Here is a 21837-nt window from a genome sequence, read left to right on the forward strand (position 1 = left end):
GGCTAGGCTTCCCTGATGACCGCGCTGACTTCCATCTGGCCCCTCTTCGGCCTCAAGCTGACCACGCCCCGCCTGGTGCTGCGTCCCATAACCGACGCCGACATTCCCGCCGCAGTTGCAGCGGCCGCCAGCGGAGTCCACGAACCCGGACGGAGCCCCTTCAGCACTCCATGGACGGAACTGCCGGCGGAAACTTTAGGACACAACATGGCGCAGTGGTACTGGCGCTGCCGCGGCCAGGCCACACATGAGGACTGGAGCCTGCTCCTGGGCATCTGGTACCAGGACGAATTCATCGGCTGCCAGGACATCGGCGCCAAGGACTTTGCCACCCTCAAAACCGTCAGCACCGGCTCCTGGCTCAAGCAGTCCCTCCACAGCCAGGGGCTCGGCACGGAGATGCGGGCCGCCGTCGCTCTTTACGCGTTCGACTGGCTCGGCGCCGAAGTGGCCGAATCCGAAGCCGCCGCCTGGAACGCCGCCTCCCTGGGCGTGTCCCGCGCTCTCGGGTATGAACTCAACGGCACCAACAGGCAATCCTGGGGCGGCAAGGCCGTCGAAGTCCAAAAAGTGCGCCTCACCCCCGCAACCTTCAAACGCCCCGACTGGACCCTCCAGGTCAGGGGCCACGAACCAGCAGCCAAGTTCCTTGGCGTCGGCTGAGGGCGTTTGCGATGGAGAGGGGCCGTGGCCGGACGAACCGGACCACGGCCCCTCACCTACTTAACCTAGATTTCTGCGCCCTCCAAGAGCTCGGTTACCAGGGCTGCGATCGGGGAGCGCTCCGAGCGGGTGAGGGTGATGTGGCCGAAGAGCGGGTGTCCTTTCAGGGTTTCGACAACGGCGGCGATACCGTCGTGCCGGCCGACGCGCAGGTTGTCACGCTGGGCGACGTCGTGGGTGAGGACGATCTTGGAGTTCTGGCCGATGCGGCTCATCACGGTGAGGAGGACGTTCTTCTCGAGTGACTGGGCCTCGTCGACGATCACGAAGGCGTCGTGCAGGGAGCGGCCGCGGATGTGGGTCAGCGGCATGACCTCAAGCATGCCGCGGTCCATGACTTCTTCCACGACTTCCTGGCTGACCAGGGCGCCGAGCGTGTCAAAGACCGCCTGGGCCCAGGGGTTCATCTTTTCCGACTCGGAGCCGGGCAGGTAGCCAAGTTCCTGGCCACCCACGGCGTAGAGGGGACGGAAGACGATCACCTTACGGTGCTCGCGGCGTTCCAGCACGGCTTCCAGGCCGGCACACAGGGCCAGCGCGGATTTGCCGGTGCCGGCCCGTCCTCCGACTGAAACGATTCCGACGGCGGGGTCCATCAGCATATCGATGGCCAACCGCTGCTCCGCGGAACGTCCGTGGAGCCCGAACACGTCCCGGTCCCCCTTGACCAGCCGCACCTGCTTATCGGCGCCCACCCGGCCCAGGGCGGAGCCCCGGTTGGAGAGAATCACCAGCCCGGTGTTGACCGGCATTTCCGCGGCTGCGGGGATGAAGACGGGCTCGTGGCCGTACAGGGTGGAAATTTCGTCCTCGCTGGCTTCCACCTCGGCGACGCCGGTCCAGCCCGAATCCTTCACGAGCTCGTTGCGGTATTCGTCGGCAGTAAGTCCCATGGCGGAGGCCTTGACCCGCATGGGGAGATCCTTCGACACCACGGTGACGTTCCGGCCTTCATTGGCCAGGTTCTTGGCCACGGCCAGGATGCGGCTGTCGTTGTCGCCGCTGCGGAAACCCAAGGGGAGCACGTCGGCGGAAATGTGGTTCAGCTCCACCAGGAGGGTGCCGCCTTCGTTTCCGATGGGGATGGGTTTGCTCAAGCCACCGTGTTTCACGCGGAGATCATCGAGCAGCCGGAGCGCCTTGCGGGCAAAGTAGCCCAGTTCGGGGTCGTGCCGTTTCCCCTCAAGTTCCGTGATGACAACGATTGGAACAATGACTTCGTGCTCGGCGAAGCGCAGCAGCGCCCGTGGATCCGAGAGCAGGACGGAGGTGTCAATGACGAAGCTGCTAATGGTGGCGTCCCTTCCGGAGACAGCAAAACCGGCCGCAGATTTTTCGTCTGCTGCACCGGTTTGTGAGGTGGCTCGCGTGGTGCGAGAGGTAGCTTTCTGTCCCTGGTCAAAAACGGCCTCGGGCAGTTGTTCAGAAATAGCCACATCGACTCCAGCCCCGGGCACGCCCGGAATTGTTATTGGTGAGGCGGCTCGGCCTGGAGGCCGGGTCCGGCCTCCCATACAACCGGTGCGAAATTTCGCTCCATGTACTGGCCTCCCCGATCAGCCGGCGTTTTTGCCTGCTGATGGATATAACGTAATTCCCTGTCCAGTAATTTCCGGTGCCATCCGTCGGCGATTCCTGTTGCCGGCTTGTGAATTCCGGATGAACGGACCGGCCGGATCAGGTCCCGAAGCGCCGCTGCCTGCCTGCGTAGTCGCGAAGGGCGCGGAGGAAGTCCACTTTGCGGAAGGCGGGCCACAAGGCCTCGCAGAAGTAGAACTCGCTGTACGCGCTCTGCCACATCAGGAACCCGGACAGCCGCTGCTCCCCGGAGGTTCTGATCACCAGGTCCGGATCCGGCTGGCCGCGCGTGTACAGGAAGCGGGAAATATCGTCCACGGATAGCGTGTCGGCGAGGGCCGAAATGTCCGAGCCCTTGGCGACGGCGTCGTGAAGCAGCTCCCGCACGGCGTCAACGATTTCGCGGCGTCCGCCGTAGCCCACCGCAACGTTGACATGGATCTTTTCGCGTACCGGTGTGCGGGCGGTGAGCTTGTTGAGCCGTTCCGCCAGGTAGTCGGGCAGGAGCTCGGGGGCGCCCATGGCGTTGACCGAGATGTTGGCGTCCTCGTCCAGGCGGTCCAGGGTGTTGGCAATGATCCCCATCAGAAGATCCAGCTCCTCGCTGGACCGGCTCATGTTGTCCGTGGACAGCATGTAGAGCGTGACCACCTTGACCCCAAGCTCCTGGCACCAGCCGAGGAATTCATGGATCTTGTCCGCGCCGGCCTGGTGGCCCTGGCTAGTGGGTGCGTTGAACTGTTTGGCCCAGCGCCGGTTGCCATCCACCATCACGCCGATGTGATTGGGAATGCGGCCGCCGGCCAACTCGCTGAGCAGCCGCCTCTCGTAGAAGTCATAAAGGAACCCGCGCAATTCCACGAGGAGACTCACCTGACTTCCGTTGCTGTTCGACGGCATTGCACATCCTAGGCTACCGTCCGGGACCGGGACCGGCGTGACGGGACGTTCCCGGATGACCTGCCATGATTGTTACCCGTGAGTAACTTATCCAAAGAGAGGATATTCTGAAGCCATGAACAGCCAGACTCCTGACGGCCCCCGCGCGCCCTCGGCGGACCACGGCCACAGCCCTCTGGACGACGCCGCCGTCCGGCTGGCCGAGCTCCTGATGATCAAGCCCAAGTGGCGCGGCTGGATCCACACCGTCACGGCTCCGTTGGCCCTGGCAGCGGGCCTCGTCCTGGTGGTCCTCGCCCCCACTACGGACCGCAAGATCACCTCGGCCATCTACGCTGCCACCGGCGTCCTGCTTTTTGGCATCAGTGCCATCTACCACCGCGGCAACTGGTCTCCGGGCGTGAAGGTTGTCCTCAAGCGCCTGGACCACACCAACATCATGCTGGTCATCGCCGGCAGCTATACGCCCCTGGCCTGGTCGCTCCTGGAACAGCCCAAGGCGGTCCTGCTGCTCTGGGTCATCTGGTCCGGGGCCATTCTCGGGGTGCTGTTCCGGCTGCTGTGGACGGACGCGCCGCGCTGGCTATACGTGCCGATCTACATCGCCCTGGGCTGCGGGTCGCTGTTCTACCTGCCTGAGTTCTTCGCGGCCAGCGTCCCCGCCGCCGTCCTGATCTGTGTGGGCGGCATTCTGTACATCACCGGTGCCGTGTTCTACGCGCTCAAGAAACCCAACTTCAGCTACGAGCACTTTGGCTTCCACGAACTCTTCCATGCCCTGACGGTCCTGGCCTTCGCAGCACATTTCACGGCGATCGCCATCGCAGTCCTCAGCTGAACTGTAGAGGCCGGTAGGAACGCGGGAGTTCGGCCCGCTTCAGTCGCGGGGCTGGGACCGGTCGGCGGCCTGGCCGTGACCGTTGTCTTCGAGGCCAGCCTTGTCGCCGGACGCATCCGTGTCGCCGGCAACACCGAGGCCGTCGTGGCCGTCCGCAGCTTCAATGTCCGCGGCCTCGGCCGCTGCCTGGCGCTCCTCTTCCACCTGTGCGCGGTAGCGGACGCGGCGGATGCGGCGGACCATGTCTACAATCAGCAGCGTGGTGGCCAGCACAAAGAAAGCCGTCATGATGAAGCCCCACAAGCCCGGGGTGATCTGGTCCTCGGAGATGCCCTCACGCAGGCCGGGCGTCGGCAGCGGTGAGGGGGTGGTGGTCAGGGCGAGGAGCAAGTGATGCACGGTTCAAACCTTCTGTGGAAACTGATGGGCAGCCGGCCGGGGATTCCGGAGGCGGGTCCGCGGGACCCGGACCAGCCCACAGCTTTTCTACACGGCATAGAATATGCTGCCGCTCTATCTTAGCCCGGCGAAAAGGTCCTTTTCGGGCAATTCGGCGGGGACCCTGGACTCGATCAGGGAGTAGTCTTCCCACGGCCACACGCGGCGCTGCATCTCGGCCGACACGGCGAAGAAGAACCCCAGCGGATCCACCTGCGTCCGGTGCGCGCGGAGTGCGTCGTCGCGGGCCTCAAAAAAGTCCCCGCAGTCGATCTGCGTGGTGGTGGCATGGGCACCCTGCGGCGGGGTGTGGCCTTCCGCATCCGTTTCCAGCCACGCGGCCAGCCGCTGGGCGTACGGGGACTGCAGGCCTGCTTCTTCCAGGGCAAAATGCAGTGCGCGGAACCGGTCCGGGCTGAAGGCCCTGTCGTAATAGAGCTTGCTGGGTTCCCAGGCCGCTCCGGCGTCGGGATACCTGCTGGGGTCACCCGCAGCCGCAAATGCCTCCACTGCCACCCGGTGCGCCATGATGTGGTCCGGGTGCGGGTATCCCCCGTTGTCGTCATAGCTGACGATCACCTGCGGCTTGAAGTCCCGGACCAGCCGCACCAGCGGCGCCGCGGCGCGCTCCAGCGGCTGGACGGCGAAGGATCCGGCCGGCAGCGGCGGCAGAGGATCGCCCTCGGGCAGCCCGGAGTCCGTGAATCCCAACCAGCGCTGCTGGACGCCAAGTACCTTGGCCGCCTGGTCCATTTCCAGCCGGCGCGCCCCGGCCATGTCCCGCTTGGGATGCGGCTCGCCTTCCACGGCAGGGTTCTGGATGTCTCCGCGGGATCCGTCGGTGCAGGTGGCCACCATGACTTCCACTCCGGTGGCGGCGTACATGGCCATGGTCGCGGCGCCCTTGCTGGACTCGTCGTCCGGGTGCGCATGAACGGCTAGCAGCCTCAGCGTTGCCGGGGTATTGGTGGACGCTGTCATCGAGGACGGCTCCTTTTTCTTCTGCGGCTGCTGTGACGGCCACTGGACTGAAGGGACTGCATGACTGGACGGACGGGATAGCTGTGCCGGGGGTGCTGATCCGGACCGGACGGCCACGGCCTGGAATCGAACTAAACTGGACTGGTGACTACCCAGGATCAGCCCGCCGTGTCCCCGCCTGCAGACACTAGCCTAGCCAATCGTTATGGCAGTAAGAAGCAGCCCCTCCCGCGTGCGGTCAAACGTGGCATCGCCGTAGCAGCGTTGGCGGCCGGAGTGGGGTTCATGGCCTGGGTCTCCACGTCCTCAGCCGGCTCTGACGTGACGTTCAAGGACATCGGTTTCAGCACCATCGATGCCACTGCGGCCGAGGTTGATTTCCAGGTCACCAGGGAACCGGGGACGGCCGTCAAGTGCGCCGTCAAGGCCCTCGACTCCAAGTTCGCAGTGGTGGGCTGGAAAGTAGTGGACATCCCGCCCGGGGAAGCTGACGGAACGGCCGACGGCGGGAGGACAGTTTCGCAGCGCGTGACACTCCGGACGGAGTCCCTGTCCGTTTCCGGTGTGGTGGACGACTGCTGGATTCCGGGTGCCGGGACGTAGCGCCGTGTGATCTATGCCCCATCCCGGTTGGGTATGTCCAGAGTTTTGACTACAATGGGTCAATACCTTTACCCCGCTGAGCTGGTTGCTGAGTTCCATAAGTGGCCACCGTTGCGGGGTCTTTTGCATGTACGACCATTAGGAGAAGTCCGTGTCTACCACCAACAGCGCGCCTGCAGCCTGGCTCACCCAGGAAGCTTTTGACCGCCTGAAGGCAGAGCTGGACCACCTTTCCGGCCCTGGCCGTGCGGAGATTGTCCAGAAGATTGAAGCTGCCCGGCAGGAGGGCGACCTGAAGGAAAACGGCGGCTACCATGCGGCCAAAGAAGAGCAGGGCAAGATCGAAGCCCGGATCCGCCAGCTGACGGCCCTTCTGCGCGATGCCCACGTGGGCGAGTCCCCCGCTGACGACGGCATTGTGGAGCCCGGCATGCTCGTTGTTGCCCGGATCGCCGGCGACGAAGAGACATTCCTGCTGGGGTCCCGCGAAATCGCCGGCGATTCAGACCTGGACGTGTTCAGTGAGAAGTCACCCCTCGGCGCCGCAATCGTCGGCCACAAAGAGGGCGCGAAGCTCAGCTACACGGCTCCGAACGGCAAGGACATCACGGTGGAAATCCTCTCCGCCAAGCCTTACGCAGGCTGACGCTTCACACTGATCGTTTCAGGCCAACCAGGCCTGGCCAACGCCGGTCCCCGTCAGGGGGCCGGCGTTCTTGCGTGGTTGGGGCGCAGCAACAGGGCAGCGACAACTCCGCCTGCTGCTCCGCCGAGGTGCGCCTGCCAGGAGATGTAGCTGCCCATGATGGGCAGCACCCCCAGCAGGATGCCGCCGTAGACCATAAACAGCACCACGGCGAGCAGGATCTGGCGCCAGCTGTGGTTGAAGAAACCCCGCACCAGGAGGAAGGCGAACAACCCGAAAACCAGGCCGGAGGCGCCGACGGTGATGCCGCCGTCGCCAATCAGCCACACTGTCAGTCCGGAGCCCAGCCAGCTGAACCCGAGGGCCGTCAGGAACACCCTCACGCCGGAGAGGAACACCAGGAAGCCGAAGACGATCAGGGGCAGGGCATTGGACAGCAGGTGGTTCAGATTGGCGTGCAGCAGCGGGAACGTCAGGATGTCCAGAAGCCCGTCCGCGGACCGGGGCCGGAGCCCAAAGGTCCGGTTCAGTGCGTGCAGAGTCACCATGTTGATCAGTTCGATCACAAAGAGCACCGCCACAAAGCCGCCGGCCACCAACAGCCCGCCTTTCGCCCGCGAGGCTGTGGTTTCCCGGTTCCGCGGCTTTCCGTCCCCCGTCGCGTCAAGCATGGCTGCTCCTAGTGCACCACAATGGGCTGGAAACCCTCGGCACGAAGGGCGCCGAGGACCTGCTCGCAATGTTCGTGGCCCTTGGTTTCGAGGTTCACGGTGATGGAAACGTCGCCCATGCTGATGGAGCCGCCAACACGGGTGTGGTCCAGGCCCGTGACGTTCGCATCGTTTTCGGCGATGATGCGGGCGATAGTGGCCAGCGAACCTGGCCGGTCATCCAGCATCATCCGGACGGTCATGTAGCGCCCGGCGGCGGACAGGCCCCGCTGGATGACTTTGAGCATCAGCATCGGATCGATATTGCCGCCGGACAGGATCACGGCCGTGGTGCCGGGGTTTTCGATCTTGCCGTCCATCAAGGCGGCAACCCCCACGGCTCCAGCGGGTTCCACCACCATCTTGGCCCGTTCCAGCAGGAAGATCAGGGCCCGCGCCAGGGAATCCTCGCTGACGGTGACAACATCGTCCACGAGCTCACGGATGATGCTGAAGGGCAGCTGTCCGGGCCGGCCCACGGCGATGCCGTCAGCCATGGTGGACACCTTCTTCAGCGGAACCAGGGCGTCGGCGGCGAGGGACGGCGGATAAGCCGCGGCGTTTTCGGCCTGGACACCAATGATGCGGATTTCCCGCCCAAGTTCCCTGGCCCGGGCCTTGATGGCTACAGCGACGCCGGCCAACAGCCCGCCGCCGCCCACACCCATCAGGACGGTGTCCACATTGGGGATCTGCTCGAGAATTTCCAGGCCGATGGTTCCCTGGCCGGACACCACATCAACATTGTCGAAAGGGTGCACAAAGACCATGCCGGACTCATCGGCGTAGCGCTGCGCCTCGGCGAGGGCCTCATCCACGTTGTGGCCGTGGAGGATGACTTCTGCGCCGTGGCTGCGGGTGGCCGCCAGTTTCGGGAGGGCTACGCCCAGCGGCATGTAGATGCGGGCTTTGATGCCCAGGCTTTTGGCCGCTACGGCCACGCCCTGTGCGTGGTTTCCGGCTGATGCGGCCACAACACCGCGTTTTTTCTCCTCAGCCGAGAGCTTGGCCATGCGAACGTAGGCACCGCGGACCTTGAACGATCCGGCCCGCTGCAGGTTTTCGCACTTGAAGAAGACGTCGCCGCCCACCATCCCGCCCAAGGCCCGTGACGATTCCACCGGGGTCCGCATAATAATCCCCTCAAGCAGCTTCTGCGCCTCCAGGACATCGTCCAGCGTGACGGGAAGGGTTTCAAGGGTGTTCACGGACTTATTCTCCTTGGGTGGTTACGGCTCCGGCGCCTTGGCTCAGGCCTGGGCGTCCGGATTGGCTGCTTCTGTGCTGGCTGCGGCGTCCTTGCCGCGTTTGGGCCAGCGGCCCGGCAACCGGACATCCCTGATGGAATCATCATGGTCCGGGCCTGGCGTCACTGTCCCTCCGGGGATTGCCAGCACCTGTTCATGTTCCCACGTTCTGGCCGCGATGTAGCGAATCGCGGAGTTTGCTACAGCGAGAATGGGCACTGAAAACAGCGCGCCGGGGATACCTGCGAGGTACGAACCCGCCGCCACAGAGAGGATCACAGCCACCGGATGCAGGGACACGGCCTTGCCCATTACGAGTGGTTGCAGGATGTGGCTCTCCAGCTGCTGGACCAGCAGCACGATAGCCAGCATGATCAGGGCGTTGACCGGCCCGTTGGCCACCAGGGCCAGAAGGACGGCGATGGCCCCGGTCACCAGGGCACCGACCACCGGGATAAACGAGCCGATGAAGACGAGCACGCTGAGGGGCAGGGCCAGCGGCACCCCGATGATGGCCGCGCCGGCGCCGATGCCTACCGCGTCAACAAACGCAACAAACATCTGGATCCGTGCGTAGCTGACCATGGAAGCCCAGCCCTTGCGTCCGGCACCGAACGTTGCCGCACGCGCTTTCTTCGGGAGGAGGCGGACCAGGAAGGCCCAGATCCTGTCGCCTTCGAGCAGGAAGAAGATCAGGATGAACAGGGCCAGCACCATTCCCGCGGCGAAGTGGCCCGCGGTGCTGCCGAAGGACAACGCACCGCTGAGGATGCTGCTGCTGTTGTTCTGGAGTGCGGCGGATGCTTCCTTGAGGTACTGGTCGATCTGGTCGGCGGTGAGGTGCAGGGGTCCGTCGGCCAGCCAGTCCTGGATCTGCTTCACGCCCGTCAGCGCCTGGGACCACAATTCGCCGAAACCTGAAGCCAGCTGGCGTCCCACCAAGGCAAGGGCGCCAGCAATCACACCGATGAACCCCAGAACCGTGATGGCCACCGCGGCGCCGTTTGGCAGGCGCCTGCTCTGCAGCCAGCGCACTACCGGGCTCAGCAGCCCGGCCAGCAGCGCGGCCACCATAACGGGGATAATCAGGAAGCTGATCCGGCTGAGCAGCCAAATCAGGGCGCTGGCCATCAACAGGATGAGACCAAGCCGCCAGGCCCACGACGCAGCGATCCGGATACCGTAGGGAATGTCCTGCTCAAGCTCCCGGTCCGCACGCACCCGGGCCGGGCGGACAGTTTCCACCGGCCGGACCGTATCCGGCGCCGTGCCTGTGGGCTTTGAATCGGATGGGGTGGCGTCCTCGGCTGGCGTCATAGCCTAATACTTCCTCAGCACCGCCCCTTATGCGAAACGGCTACCCGGCCCCGCCCAGGACAGCATCGATCCCCCAGGCCATCGTGAACGTTTCCCCGGCCGAAAGCCACCGCAGCCCCTCACCCGAGTTGAAGGCGTTGGCCGGACCGGTCATGGGTTCGATGGCCACCGCCCTGGGCCTGCCGGGCAGCTCAGTTGTCACAAAGATGTGGACATAGCCGCAGGATTCGTCCTGCCACAACGTGACACTGCGGCCGTCAGGCGCGCTGAGCACATGGCGGGCCGCACCGCCATCGAACGTCAGGTCAGTGAGGGCTACATCGATCTCAAGGTCCCCCACCCTTTGGCCGCTGCGGAAGTCACTGTCCCCGCTGACGGGCTCCGCACTGCGCGGGATCAGGCGCTCGTCCGCCACCAGGCGGGTGCCGGCGGCAACGGTCAGGGTGAGCTGGTCCACGTCCGCGTCGCCCAGCCGCAGGTACGGGTGGGCGCCCAGGACGAACGGCGCTGGCGCGTTGGAATCGTTGATCAGCGTCTGGCGGACTTCCAGGCCAAGGTCCTCAGCGAGAAGGTACCGGACCCGGTGGCGCACCAGGAAGGGGTAGCCATGCTGCGGGAAGACGGTCGCCTCGAGAGTCACGGAATATTGCGATTCATCAACGAGGCTGTACGCGGAGTTGCGGAGCAGTCCATGACTGGCGTTGTTCCGGGAAACCTCCGTGATGTCCAGTTGCTGCTTCTTGCCGTCCAGGTACCAGACCCCGTCCTCCACCCTGTTTGCCCAGGGGGCGAGGGTGATCCCGGCGGCGCCGGGGGAAATCTCGGCGTCCCCATAGGTCTCGGTGAGCTGGACACCGGCGCGGCTGTAGAGCCGCAGGCCGGCCGCCAACTCAGTCACAACTGCGAACGCGTCACCCCTGCGGAGTTCGTACTGCCGGCCGGTGGCGTAGGTCTGGAATCCGGCGGGAGTGCTCGCGTCCGGGGTTGCGCTCGAAGTCATGAGCACCACCGTAACAGGGGGCAAGGACTGCCTGCCATCACTGCGAAATGTTATCTTTTGTGTAAAACTATTCTTTTTTGAGCGAAATATGGGATGATCGAGGCAACGGACGCCCGGCATCTGCCGGCACCAGCATGCAAAGGACCCCCGCCATGACAGGTATCACCACCACCACGCTCGCCGATGGCCGGGAGCTGATTTATTTCGACGACGGCGCCACTGCCAAGCCCCGCACGGCGGCCACCACCACCGACCACCGGCCCTTGCCCGAGCGCGGCGAGCCTGGCGAAGTACGCTTCGATGCCCTCACCGACGAGTGGGTGGCCGTCGCGGCGCACCGGCAGTCCCGCACCCACCTCCCGCCTGCGGACCAGTGCCCCATCTGCCCCACCACCCCGAACAACCCCTCCGAGATCCCCGCGCCCGACTACGACGTTGTGGTGTTTGAAAACCGCTTCCCGTCGCTGGGCCCGGCCGTGGGGCCGGTGCCGTCCACTCCGGCTTGGGGCACCACCGGACCAGCGTACGGACGCTGCGAAGTAGTGGCGTTCACGCCCGAACACACGGGATCCTTCAGTGGCCTGGGTGAGGCCCGCGCCCGGACTGTAGTTGAGGCGTGGGCGCACCGCACCGAAGTCCTCAGCAAACTGCCGGGGATCAAGCAGGTGTTCCCGTTCGAAAACCGCGGGGCCGACATCGGCGTCACCCTCCACCACCCGCACGGCCAGATCTATGCGTACCCCTACGTCACGCCCCGGGCAGGGGTCATCGGAGCGGCCGCACGCAAGTTCTATGATGGGTCCGACGGGCGGCAGACGCTCACAGGCTCGCTGCTGCGAGCGGAACGCGAGGACGGGAGCCGAATGGTGATGGAAGGCGAGAATTTCAGCGCCTACGTGCCGTTCGCTGCCCGCTGGCCGCTGGAGATCCATCTGGTGCCGCACCGGCAGGTACCCGACCTGGCCGCCTTGAGCGGTGAGGAAAAGGATGAACTGGCGCATGTCTACCTTGATCTACTCAAACGGCTCGATGCCCTTTATCCGACGCCGACGCCCTACATTTCCGCCTGGCACCAGGCCCCTCTTGATGACCTCCTGCGCCCCGCCAGCTACCTGCACCTCCAGCTGACGTCGCCCCGCCGGGCAGCGGACAAGCTCAAGTTCCTGGCCGGCTCCGAAGCCGCCATGGGCGCCTTTATCAATGACACCACCCCGGAAAGCGTGGCGGAACGGCTCCGTGCCGTGGTGGTTCCGGAGTCCAGCCCCGCCCCTGCAGCCACTTCCTCCGCCCCTCTGGGGGCCCTGCCTGAAGGAGTACACGCGTGAGCGCCTCCCCTGACCCGCTAACTGCCCAGACCCCGCTGACCAGCCCTGCGGAACCGGGCACGGCGGACCTGGACACAGTGCAGCCCGGCACCGCGGACCTGGCCGCCCGCTTTGAGCAGGAGTTTGGCAGGCTTCCCGACGGCGTCTGGCAGGCACCGGGACGCGTTAACCTCATCGGCGAGCACACCGACTACAACGAGGGTTTTGTGCTCCCGTTCGCGATCGATAAGACCGCCCGGGTGGCTGTTGCAGTCCGTCCGGACTCCACGGTCAGGCTCCTGTCCACTTATGGTGACCACGGCATTGTCACCGCCGACCTCGGCTCTTTGGCCGCGGCTTCCGCCAAGGGCTGGACGAAGTATCCGCTCGGTGTGATGTGGGCGTTGCAGCAGCAGGGCATCACCGTTCCGGGCGTGGACCTTTTGCTTGATTCCAACGTTCCCCTGGGCGCCGGCCTGTCCTCATCGCACGCCATCGAATGCGCGGTCATCTCAGCCCTGAATGATCTGACGGGAGCTGGGCTTGAACCCGAGGCGATGGTCCTCACCACGCAGCGCGCTGAGAACGACTTTGTCGGCGCCCCCACGGGCATCATGGACCAGTCAGCGTCGCTGCGCGGATCCAAGGGGCACGCAGTCTTCCTGGACTGCCGCGACCAGAGCGTTCAGCTGGTTCCCTTCGAAGCAGAACCTGCAGGGCTGGTGATGTTGGTGATCGATACCAAGGTCTCCCACTCCCATGCCGACGGCGGGTATGCCTCCCGCCGCGCGTCCTGCGAACTGGGCGCCGAGGTCCTGGGCGTGAAGGCACTGCGTGACGTCCGGTTGGAGGACCTGGAAGAAGCCGCCGGCCTCCTGGACGAGGTGACCTACCGGCGCGTGCGCCATATCGTGACCGAAAACGTCCGGGTGCTGCAGACCGTGGACCTGCTGGCCAGTGCGGGCCCCGTTTCCATCGGTGCCCTGCTGGACGCCAGCCACGTTTCCATGCGGGACGACTTTGAGATCTCCTGCCCGGAGCTGGATCTGGCGGTGGCCACCTCCCGCGCCAACGGCGCAATCGGCGCCCGGATGACCGGCGGTGGCTTCGGCGGGGCAGCGATCGCCCTCACCCCGGTGACGTCGGAGCAGCAGGTGCGCGCCGCCGTCGTACGCGCCTTCGAAGAAGCCGGCTACACGGCCCCTGACATCTTCACGGTGACCCCGGCAGCAGGAGCCATGCGCATTTCGTAGCGCTGATACCGCAAAAAGAGGGCCCCGCCTGATGCGAATTGCATCGGTGGGGCCCTCTTCTTCTTGAGTTGAGATTACGACGGCGGACGCCGGGTTTGTTGTCAGTCCTCGCCGCGGAGGATCGCCAGGACGCGGATGATCTCCACGTAGAGCCAGACCAGGGTGACCGTCAGGCCAAAGGCAGCGGTCCAGGAGAAGCGCTGCGGAGCGCCGCTCTGCACACCGGCTTCGATGCTGGTGAAGTCCATGACCAGGGAAAACGCGGCCAGGCCAATGGCCAGGATGCCGATGACAACACCAATGATGCCGCTGCGCAGGCCGAAGGGTTCCGTCGTCATACCCGTCATCATCATGACCAGGTTGACCACGGAGAATAGGCCGTAACCCACCAGGGCGATCATAAAGAACTTCATGGCCTTGGGAGAGGCGCGCACCTTGCCGCTCTTGAACAGGAGCAGCGTCACGGTGAACACGGACAGCGTGCCGATGACGGCCTGCAAGCCGACTCCCGGGTACATCAGGTCAAGCACGCGAGTGAGGCCGCCGAGGAACAGGCCTTCGAGCCCGGCATAGGCCAGGATCAGGGCTGGCGAAGGCTGCTTCTTGAACGTGTTGACCAGTGCCAGGACGAAGCCGCCCAGCGCACCGATGATCATCAGGATGCTGGCCAGCCCCATGCTGACGAACAGGGTCACCGCGGCACCGGCCAGCAGGACTCCGAGGCAGGCAGCAGTCTTGACGATGACGTCGTCGTACGTCATCCGGCCGGTGTCCGCGGGACCTGCGGCCGGCTTGTTGTACATCTGGCGCAACTGCTCATCGGTCATGTTCTGCTGTTGGCCCCAACCGTTCTGGGGATCCATGACCTGGCCGGGAGCCCGCTGGCCATACTGTGCCTGTCCGTAGGGTGCCTGCGGGACACGCGGTGCCTGCGTTGCTCCACGGAATTTCTTTCCGTTGAAGATCGGGTTTCCGCCAAGTGCCATTGCTGGTGTCCTCCAAGTAAAGGGTTGAGTCGTGACTTACGAACCACGCTACCAATATCTACGCGCTCACGCCCCAATAAGTTCCCCGTCCATGGCGCCGAAACACAACCGTGATACATCCGCGTGGACAGTCGCCCGCGCCGCCGGGCCGCGCGCAGGCCAGGCCCCCCTGAGGAATACCCCTGATCAACAGAAGTTGATTCGCGAACACTTTGCCAATGCGCCATGGCTGTAACGCAGTTGTTATGCGATCGCTACCAGCCGACCTCCCCCCAGCCTAAAATTTGCCCCTGCCGAGCTGTAACATAAACCACACACGGTGACGGATATCACAATCAGGCCCCAACCTGGAGAGACGCGACCATCCGTCCCGTGACGTTTGCAGTGGTTGCAATGGCGCATCCCTGGCCACCCCACCCAAGTGGAGGATTTTCATTTGAGAAGTACACCCAAAGGCTTGCCGCACAGACGGCCGAGCGGATTGCTGAAAGTGATAGGGGCCGTCTTTGCCTCTGTCCTGATGATCCTGCTCGTCGTCGCCCCGGCATCACAGGCCACTTCGCCGTCTCCGACACCATCCCCGTCGGCTACCAGTTCGCCGTTCAGCATCAGCGGATTCCTCCGCAACGCAGGGGCCCCACTGGCCGATGTCAAAATCAGTGTCACTGGCCAAGGGTTCGAAGGTTCCGCCACGTCGGCGGCCAACGGATCTTGGTCGATCAGCGTCCCGCAATCGGGTACGTACGAAATCGAACTGGATGAAGGAACTCTTCCTGAGGGAATAAAACTGGCAGATGGCCAGGAGAACCCCCGCCAGCTGACATTCGGCCAGACCTCCAACCAAACCACCATCTTCGCTTTCGGCGAAGGGATCGTCGTCCAGCAGGGCAATTTCGCGCAGGACCTGACGAACAGGCTCGTCGCTGGGCTCAGCTTCGGCCTCCTGCTGGCTCTTGCCGCCGTTGGCCTCTCACTCATTTTCGGCACCACAGGCCTGACCAACTTTGCCCACGGCGAGATGGTCACGCTGGGTGCCGTCCTGGTTTTTGTTCTCAATGCCGTGGGAGCGCCGTTCTGGCTGGCCATCGTCGTCGCACTGCTGGGCGGAGGCTTAGTGGGCTACGCGCAGGACACCTGGCTGTGGAAGCCCCTGCGAGGCCGCGGCACCGGCCTCGTTCCCATGATGATCGTCAGCATCGGGCTCGCCCTCGCCGCCCGCTATGTCATCCAGTTTTACTTCGGCGGGGGTACCGAGCAGCTTCCCGGCGCTCAAAGTGCCGAGATCCAGCTCGGGCCGATTTCCATCTCCCCGAATAATCTGTGGTCTCTCATCATCAGCGCCATTGTCATCCTGATCGTGGGCCTGGTGCTGATGAAGACCAGGCTCGGCAAGGCCACCCGGGCCGTCGCTGACAACCCCGCACTGGCCGCAGCCTCCGGCATCGACGTTGACGGCGTCATCCGCATCGTGTGGATTGTCGGCGGCGTGCTCGCCTCCCTCGGCGGCATTCTGTGGGCTTACTACCGCCCCGGCGTCTCGTTCAACATGGGTTCGCAGATCCTGCTCCTGATCTTCGCCGGAGTCACCCTGGGCGGTCTCGGGACCGTTTTCGGAGCCCTCGTTGGCTCCGTGGTCGTTGGTATCTTCACTGAACTGACCACTGTCTTCGGGGCCCCCGCAGACCTCAAATACGTCATACCCCTGGGCGTCATGATCATCGTCCTGCTCATCCGGCCGCAAGGCATTCTGGGCCGCCGCGAGCGCGTGGGATAGGAAGGACAATCATGGATTTTGCAGCAATTCTTTCCAACGCCTTCGGCGAACTCATCAGCCCCACCACCGCCGCCTACGCCTTGGCGGCGCTGGGCCTCGCCGTCCACTTCGGCTACTCCGGCCTGCTGAACTTCGGCCAGGCAGGCTTCATGGCAGTGGGCGCCTACGGCTTCGCCATCTCCACACTGACCTTCAAGGCGCCGTTCTTCGTGGCCCTGCTCATCGCCGTCGTCGCAGCAGCGATTTTTGCGATGATTCTGGGCATTCCGACGCTGCGCCTCCGGGCCGACTATCTGGCGATCGTCACCATTGCGGCGGCCGAAATTGTCCGGTACCTCGTCACCACCAACGGCTGGACGGCGGTCACGGGCTCAGCCAACGGCCTGGCAGCCTTCGAGGGCGGGTTCTACGAGATGAACCCGTTCCCGCCCGGATCGTACCCCCTGGGCATGAACAACCGGGACTTCTTCATCCGGATCGTGGGATGGACGCTGGTCATCGTGGCTGGCATCCTCGTGTGGCTGCTGATGCGCAGCCCGTGGGGCAGGGTCCTCAAGGGCATCCGTGAAGATGAAAACGCCGTGCGGTCGCTCGGCAAGAACGTCTACGCCTACAAGATGCAGGCTCTGATCATCGGCGGTGTGCTGGGCGCCCTGGCCGGGATGATCTTTACGCTCCCCCGCGGCGCAATCCAACCAGCCAACTACGGCACGGAGCTGACGTTCTTCCTCTGGACGTGTCTCCTGCTGGGCGGAATGGCCACCGTCCTCGGGCCGGTCATCGGGGCCATGATGTTCTGGGTGGTGCTCTCGCTTACTCAGGGCATCCTGAGCGGGCTGATCGAGTCCGGGATCATCACCTGGCTGACCACCATCCAAGCGGGCCAGCTCCGATTCATCCTGGTCGGTGTTGCCCTGATGCTCCTGATGATCTTCCGGCCCCAAGGTGTCTTTGGCAATAAGAAGGAGCTGGCATTCGCATGAGTGAACGGCGTGAAGAGAACATCGACTACATGACCGACGCCCGCCCCATCGCAGTGGGCGGCAATGAACCAGGTTGCAAGAAGCGCGATCCCATCGTTGTGGCGGAAAACGTCACACGGAGCTTCGGTGGCATCAATGCTGTGGATGTCGAGTACCTCGAAATTCCGCGGCATAAGATCACGGCCCTGATCGGACCGAACGGGGCCGGCAAAACCACGTTGTTCAACCTCCTGACCGGATTCGATCATCCCAACTCCGGAAAATGGCAGTTTGAAGGCCAAAGCATAGCGGGGGTTTCCCCATACAAGGTTGCCCGCATGGGCATGGTGAGAACCTTCCAGCTGACCAAGGTCATGGGCAAGCTCACCGTTATGGAAAACATGCGCCTCGGGGCCTCCGACCAGCCCGGCGAGCGGCTCTCCAAGGCCCTCTTCAAGGGACTCTGGGGAAGCCGGGAGAAGGAAATCACCGCGCAGGCCGATGTCCTGTTGGAGAAATTCAAGCTGGACGCCAAAAAGGACGACTATGCGGCGTCCTTGTCCGGTGGCCAGCGCAAGCTGCTCGAGATGGCCCGCTCCCTCATGGTCCGGCCAAAGCTCGTCATGCTGGATGAGCCCATGGCTGGCGTGAATCCGGCGCTCACGCAGTCACTGCTGGACCACATCAAGAACCTCAAGTCCGAGGGCATGACCGTATTGTTCGTCGAACACGACATGAACATGGTGCGGCATATCGCCGACTGGGTGGTGGTGATGGCGGAAGGCAAGATCGTGGCCGAAGGGCCTCCTGGCGAAGTCATGAAGAACCCTGCCGTGATTGACGCCTACCTGGGCGCCCATCACGATGTGGATCTCGGCGACGCCGAGGGCATCAGGGAACTCGAAGCCGAACTTGAGGCAGACGAGGAATCGGTGGTCGGCACCGAAGACGCCGGCATTATTGCCCCTGAAATAGTGGTCTCGGGACTCGACAAGAAGGACGGAAAATGAGCGCAGCCAGCGCAGCGGCACCGACAGAAAGTCCGGCGCATGCCGACGACGCCGTCGTCTCGGTAAAGAACCTTGTGGCCGGATACCTCCCCGGCGTCAACATCCTCAACGGCTGCAGCATTGAGGCCCGCAAGGGAGAACTGATCGGAATAATCGGCCCCAATGGTGCCGGAAAGTCCACTCTGCTGAAGGCAATGTTCGGATTGGTCAAAGTCCATTCGGGGACCGTGGTGGTCCGCGGCAAGGATATCACCGGCCTCAAGGCGAACAAGCTGGTCAGCCAGGGCGTGGGTTTCGTGCCGCAGACAAACAACGTGTTCGCGGCGCTGACCATCGAAGAGAACCTGCAGATGGGGATGTTCCAGAGGCCGAAGGCTTTTGCCGAGCGGTTTGATTTCGTGACCGGCCTGTTCCCCGAACTTGGCAAACGGCGCGCGCAGCGTGCGGGTTCGTTGTCCGGCGGTGAACGCCAGATGGTGGCGATGGGCCGGGCCCTGATGATGGATCCCGCCGTACTGCTCCTTGATGAGCCCTCGGCAGGCCTCTCCCCCGTCAGGCAGGACGAGACCTTCCTCCGCGTGCACGAGATCAACAGGGCCGGTGTCTCGGTGATCATGGTGGAGCAGAACGCCCGGCGCTGCCTGCAGATCTGTGATCGCGGCTATGTACTGGACCAGGGCAAGGACGCGTACACGGGCACCGGACGCGACCTGATGAAGGATCCGAAGGTCATCCAGCTCTATCTGGGTACACTGGCCGACCAGAACTGAGCGGACCAAGCATAACTGGCCCGCCGGGACTGGTCAGTCCCACCAAAAGCAGTACCCACGAAGAAGACCCCCGTCCGGTTCCCCGGGCGGGGGTCTTCTGTGTCAGCGGAGGAACAGGCTTTAGAGCTTGCCGAACTCTTCCTTGACGAGGGTGATCTTGTTGTCTTCCTTGTACTCGTAGACACCTATGGTTGCTTCCGAGGGATCGCCGCTGTCGGCAAAAGTGACCGGACCGGACTGGCCGTCGTAGTCAATGTCCTTGCCTTCGCGCAGCAGCGTCACGCAGTTGGCGAAGCTATAGCATTTCTCGCCATCCTTGGACACGGCCTGCAGCTGCTTGGCGATGTCCACACCTTTGATGCTCTTGGCGGCCTCTGCCGCGAGCGCGGTCAGGTTGGCAGCGTCCCAGCTCTCACCGGCGTAGATGAAATCCTTCAGGGTAGGATCGACAGCCAACAGCGACTTCCTGAAGTCTTCACCGGCAGTAGTTCCGGGAATCGTGCCATGCGCCTTGGTGAGCGTGCCGGGCTGGAAATCCTTGCTGTAGTCAACGGTGTTGCCGTCGACCAGGAAGATCTGCTCGGCCTTGATGCCCTTGCCGGTCAAGAGCGGGATGATGCTCTTGCCCTGAACGAAGGAAATGACAGCAACGGCATCCGGCTTAGCGGCGATAACCTTGTCCACCTGGGTGCTGAACTGGGAGTCGCCTTCGTTGAACAGCTCTTCGGCGACGACCTTGCCGCCAGCCTTCTCGAAGGTCTCCTTGAGCTTCTTGCCAAGCCCGGTGCCGTAGGAATCGTTGAGTACCAGCATGCCCAGTGTCTGTGCGCCACAGGAGGCTGCGTAGTTACCCAGCACGGAGCCCTGCAGGACATCGGACGGGGCGGTCCGCCAGTACAGGCCCTTGTCATCCCACGCGGTGAAGTCCACGGAGGTGTTGGCAGGCGAGAACTGGACAACCCCGGCGCCGGTGATCTGGTTGATGACAGTCTTGGAAACGCCGGAGGAGGCGGCACCAATGATGGCGCTGACACCCAGGCCCAGCAGGTTGGTCACGGACTGCGTGGCGACATCGGTGGTGGTGTCACCGGAGTCCCGGTGCGTCACTTCGATAGGTTTGCCAAGGACGCCGCCCGCGGCATTGATTTCATTCTTCGCGAGCTCAACGCCGGCAATCTCGGGCGGGCCGAGGTAGGACAACGCTCCGGTGGTCGGCAACAGCGTGCCGATCTTCAGGGCCGTGTCAGTGGTGGTTGAGGACGGGGGCACTGTCCCTGACGCGGGAATCACCGGTGCCTTGAGTCCTTCCGAAGGAGCAGGGCAGGAAAGGCCTGCCGGCTTTGTTGTTGTTGTGGTCGCCGTCGGGGTGGAGGTACCACCACAGGCCGTGGCCAGCAGGGCGACGCCTACGCTAAGCGCTGTGAGCTTAGCAACGTGGGGTGCCCTCGGGGGGAGTGAAATCATTGACAATCTCCTGGATCGAAAGGTGCGAACGGCCTTTGACGCGGATGATCAGGTGTTCCTGATTTAACTTCAAGCTAATGCATATCTGCTACGGATATAAGTGACTGAGGTCACATCCTTATAACAGTCGTTGCATATGCGAAATCAAGGGACGCGGTGGTCCGTTGACGTCTGGCTGGGGTACTGGAAGGCGGCAGGAGTGGGCGCAGCGCAGGCGCGCCGGAGGGAGAATTTGTACCCCAGGTGGGACTCGAACCCACAACACGCGGATTTTAAGTCCGCTGCCTCTGCCAATTGGGCTACTGGGGCGCCCGGTCAATGGTATCCCGTCATTCGCCCGCAAGCGGTCCGGCGTACCGGAACGTCCCGTGGACCCCGCCGGGCCAGACGGCCAGCGGGAGCAGCTGGAAGCGGTCGCCCCATGCTTCGTCGGGCGGGAGGACGCCGAAGGACGCAGCCGGGACAAAGCCGAAGCGCGGGTAGTATTCGGTGCTGCCCAGCAACGCAATCCCGCCCTCCCCCGCCGCGTTGGCCCGGGCAATGGTGTCGTTCATGAGGGCAGTGCCGATCCCATGGCGCTGCAGCCTTGGCGTCACACCGATGGGCCCGAGCCCCAGCAACCCGTAGTCGCCCACCCAGCCCCGCGTGCTGATCACATGGCCGACTATCTCGTCGTCGAGCACCGCCACCACGCTGAACTCGGGCAGGTAGTCCTCGCACTCGAAGAGCCGGCGGAGCACGTCCACTTCCTCGGGCTCCCCGGCCACCGGCAGGCCCGTGACCGGAGAGACCGCGAACGCCTCGCCCGTCAACGCGAGGATCTTGTCCCTGTCCGCAGCCGTCTCGTTCCTGAGCAGCAGCTCGGGCCGCGGCACGTCCCGACTTGCCGCTGACAGCTCAGCTAGGGCTTCGACGGCGCGTGGCGCGTCCGCCACCGGCACCAGCAGGTGGTCGTGGTGGAAGCCGGCCAGCACGTTGCAGCTGATCTTCGCGTCGGTCAGGGCCTTCCCGACGGCGGCGGTCAGGCCAACAGCCTCCAGCGCAGAGTGCACTTCCAGAGTGATCCAGGCCGCCACAAAGTCGTAGTGCAGCCCCAGGCTGTCTGCCCTTTCCCGCGGCAGGACGACCGTCAGGCCCCCGGCCTCACGTACGGCAGCTTCGATGCCGGGCTCGAGCGGCCTGCCATGCGGCCACAGGACGTAGACGTACTCCCCCTCCCGCAGTACCGGTTTCAGTGTTGCCAGCAGGGTCTGGAGGTTCTTTTCGCCAGTCATGGTGCCAGTCTAGAAGGGACACCCCGTTGGATACGCAAAACGGCGGCTATCCCCCCTCA

The 21837-nt window shown here is 64.0% G+C and carries 21 protein-coding genes and 1 tRNA gene; 10 read left to right on the forward strand and 12 right to left on the reverse strand.

Annotation, left to right across the window (positions count from 1 at the left end):
• Window positions 1-15 precede the first annotated feature (15 nt).
• Window positions 16-663 (forward strand): GNAT family N-acetyltransferase, encoded by a 648-nt coding sequence (locus NG696_RS04095; protein ID WP_252574164.1) that lies wholly within the window; start codon window positions 16-18, stop codon window positions 661-663.
• A gap of 65 nt (window positions 664-728) precedes the next feature.
• Here NG696_RS04095 and phoH2 read toward each other — a convergent pair whose 3' ends face one another.
• Both phoH2 and NG696_RS04105 read right to left on the reverse strand, forming a co-directional pair.
• Window positions 729-2159 carry an RNA 5'-3' helicase PhoH2 gene (phoH2, locus tag NG696_RS04100; protein WP_252566410.1) on the reverse strand — a complete coding sequence of 477 codons (1431 nt, stop codon included), beginning with the start codon at window positions 2157-2159 and terminating at the stop codon, window positions 729-731.
• A 241-nt stretch (window positions 2160-2400) separates the two neighbouring features.
• The gene (locus tag NG696_RS04105; RefSeq protein WP_252566700.1) at window positions 2401-3162 is read right to left on the reverse strand and encodes an isoprenyl transferase; all 762 of its coding nucleotides are present in this window, start codon (window positions 3160-3162) and stop codon (window positions 2401-2403) included.
• Between the two features lie 154 nt (window positions 3163-3316).
• Between NG696_RS04105 and trhA the strand changes: the two genes are divergently transcribed.
• Window positions 3317-4039 (forward strand): PAQR family membrane homeostasis protein TrhA, encoded by a 723-nt coding sequence (gene trhA, locus NG696_RS04110; RefSeq protein ID WP_252566411.1) that lies wholly within the window; start codon window positions 3317-3319, stop codon window positions 4037-4039.
• A gap of 39 nt (window positions 4040-4078) precedes the next feature.
• On the opposite strand, the gene NG696_RS04115 is transcribed toward trhA, so the two are convergent.
• A complete protein-coding gene (locus NG696_RS04115; RefSeq protein WP_252566413.1) occupies window positions 4079-4438 on the reverse strand; it encodes a hypothetical protein in 360 nt (119 codons plus the stop codon).
• A 114-nt stretch (window positions 4439-4552) separates the two neighbouring features.
• A complete protein-coding gene (mca, locus tag NG696_RS04120) occupies window positions 4553-5458 on the reverse strand; it encodes a mycothiol conjugate amidase Mca (RefSeq protein WP_252574167.1) in 906 nt (301 codons plus the stop codon).
• Window positions 5459-5602: 144 nt separating this feature from the next.
• Here mca and NG696_RS04125 point away from each other — a divergent pair, with 144 nt between their 5' ends.
• Window positions 5603-6061 carry a DUF4307 domain-containing protein gene (locus NG696_RS04125; protein ID WP_248761972.1) on the forward strand — a complete coding sequence of 153 codons (459 nt, stop codon included), beginning with the start codon at window positions 5603-5605 and terminating at the stop codon, window positions 6059-6061.
• Between the two features lie 151 nt (window positions 6062-6212).
• The gene (gene greA / locus NG696_RS04130; RefSeq protein WP_056343498.1) at window positions 6213-6707 is read left to right on the forward strand and encodes a transcription elongation factor GreA; all 495 of its coding nucleotides are present in this window, start codon (window positions 6213-6215) and stop codon (window positions 6705-6707) included.
• A 53-nt stretch (window positions 6708-6760) separates the two neighbouring features.
• Here the strand turns inward: greA and NG696_RS04135 are convergent, their stop codons facing one another.
• From NG696_RS04135 to NG696_RS04150, 4 genes are read right to left on the reverse strand one after another with little or no spacing between them, the layout of a single operon-like run.
• Entirely contained in the window at window positions 6761-7378 is a 618-nt protein-coding gene (locus NG696_RS04135) for a rhomboid family intramembrane serine protease (protein ID WP_252566417.1), read from the reverse strand.
• 8 nt (window positions 7379-7386) lie between these two features.
• Entirely contained in the window at window positions 7387-8625 is a 1239-nt protein-coding gene (gene ilvA, locus NG696_RS04140) for a threonine ammonia-lyase (protein WP_111906269.1), read from the reverse strand.
• 42 nt (window positions 8626-8667) lie between these two features.
• A complete protein-coding gene (locus tag NG696_RS04145; RefSeq protein ID WP_252566419.1) occupies window positions 8668-9981 on the reverse strand; it encodes an AI-2E family transporter in 1314 nt (437 codons plus the stop codon).
• A gap of 40 nt (window positions 9982-10021) precedes the next feature.
• The gene (locus tag NG696_RS04150; protein WP_252566422.1) at window positions 10022-10981 is read right to left on the reverse strand and encodes an aldose 1-epimerase family protein; all 960 of its coding nucleotides are present in this window, start codon (window positions 10979-10981) and stop codon (window positions 10022-10024) included.
• 152 nt (window positions 10982-11133) lie between these two features.
• Between NG696_RS04150 and galT the strand changes: the two genes are divergently transcribed.
• Window positions 11134-12306 (forward strand): galactose-1-phosphate uridylyltransferase, encoded by a 1173-nt coding sequence (gene galT, locus NG696_RS04155; protein WP_252566425.1) that lies wholly within the window; start codon window positions 11134-11136, stop codon window positions 12304-12306.
• A gap of 77 nt (window positions 12307-12383) precedes the next feature.
• On the forward strand, window positions 12384-13538 hold the full coding sequence (gene galK, locus NG696_RS04160; RefSeq protein ID WP_252566701.1) for a galactokinase: 1155 nt from the start codon (window positions 12384-12386) through the stop codon (window positions 13536-13538).
• Between the two features lie 101 nt (window positions 13539-13639).
• Here galK and NG696_RS04165 read toward each other — a convergent pair whose 3' ends face one another.
• Window positions 13640-14524: a Bax inhibitor-1/YccA family protein gene (locus tag NG696_RS04165; RefSeq protein WP_252574170.1), complete on the reverse strand. Its 885-nt coding sequence runs from the start codon at window positions 14522-14524 to the stop codon at window positions 13640-13642.
• Window positions 14525-15044: 520 nt separating this feature from the next.
• Between NG696_RS04165 and NG696_RS04170 the strand changes: the two genes are divergently transcribed.
• From NG696_RS04170 to NG696_RS04185, 4 genes are read left to right on the forward strand one after another with little or no spacing between them, the layout of a single operon-like run.
• A complete protein-coding gene (locus NG696_RS04170) occupies window positions 15045-16298 on the forward strand; it encodes a branched-chain amino acid ABC transporter permease (protein ID WP_248761977.1) in 1254 nt (417 codons plus the stop codon).
• An 11-nt stretch (window positions 16299-16309) separates the two neighbouring features.
• Entirely contained in the window at window positions 16310-17281 is a 972-nt protein-coding gene (locus NG696_RS04175) for a branched-chain amino acid ABC transporter permease (RefSeq protein ID WP_248761978.1), read from the forward strand.
• Window positions 17278-18270 carry an ABC transporter ATP-binding protein gene (locus NG696_RS04180; protein WP_252574172.1) on the forward strand — a complete coding sequence of 331 codons (993 nt, stop codon included), beginning with the start codon at window positions 17278-17280 and terminating at the stop codon, window positions 18268-18270. The genes NG696_RS04175 and NG696_RS04180 overlap by 4 nt, the downstream gene beginning before the upstream one ends.
• Window positions 18267-19040 (forward strand): ABC transporter ATP-binding protein, encoded by a 774-nt coding sequence (locus NG696_RS04185; protein ID WP_252574174.1) that lies wholly within the window; start codon window positions 18267-18269, stop codon window positions 19038-19040. Before NG696_RS04180 ends, NG696_RS04185 begins: the two co-directional genes overlap by 4 nt.
• Window positions 19041-19160: 120 nt before the next feature.
• Here the strand turns inward: NG696_RS04185 and NG696_RS04190 are convergent, their stop codons facing one another.
• The 3 genes from NG696_RS04190 to NG696_RS04200 all read right to left on the reverse strand — a co-directional run bounded on the left by NG696_RS04190 (window position 19161) and on the right by NG696_RS04200 (window position 21778).
• A complete protein-coding gene (locus tag NG696_RS04190) occupies window positions 19161-20504 on the reverse strand; it encodes an ABC transporter substrate-binding protein (RefSeq protein WP_252574176.1) in 1344 nt (447 codons plus the stop codon).
• Between the two features lie 235 nt (window positions 20505-20739).
• Window positions 20740-20813 (reverse strand) — tRNA-Leu (locus NG696_RS04195).
• Between the two features lie 20 nt (window positions 20814-20833).
• Window positions 20834-21778 carry an N-acetyltransferase gene (locus NG696_RS04200; protein WP_252566444.1) on the reverse strand — a complete coding sequence of 315 codons (945 nt, stop codon included), beginning with the start codon at window positions 21776-21778 and terminating at the stop codon, window positions 20834-20836.
• Window positions 21779-21837 lie beyond the last annotated feature (59 nt).

This window comes from Pseudarthrobacter cellobiosi, from assembly GCF_023913755.1.
GTDB classification, from domain to species: Bacteria; Actinomycetota; Actinomycetes; order Actinomycetales; family Micrococcaceae; genus Arthrobacter; species Arthrobacter cellobiosi.